At 60.7% G+C, this 280-nt stretch carries 1 pseudogene; it reads right to left on the bottom strand.

The annotated features are described in order from the left end of the window. Nucleotides 1-280, bottom strand: a pseudogene (locus KZZ04_RS18900) (TetR/AcrR family transcriptional regulator); the annotation flags it as partial.

Genomic DNA, 280 nt, shown 5'->3' with positions numbered 1-280 from the left:
ATCCACAACGCGGTATTGACCAGGCTGCCATTGATCAATTGAGCCAGCGCGACGCTGGGGGCTTGCAGGATGGCACCGGTCTGCATCAACGCCTCCAGCAATTGGCGCAACGACTCCACACAATGGTGTTGGGACCCGGTGTCGCCTAATACGGCGGGCGCATCCTGCAACACAATGCGTTGGATCTCGCCCTCCTGGGCCATGCGCAGATAGGCTTGGCAGCGATCACAAAAACCGCGCCAGGGGTCCTGGGCCTGTTCGGTGATGTGCTGCAAGCGTG

The organism is Pseudoalteromonas sp. CR1 (assembly GCF_019392235.1).
GTDB lineage: Bacteria > Pseudomonadota > Gammaproteobacteria > Enterobacterales > Alteromonadaceae > Pseudoalteromonas.
Note: the sequence above shows the minus strand (reverse complement) of the source record. Positions and strands in the feature narration are given on the sequence as shown.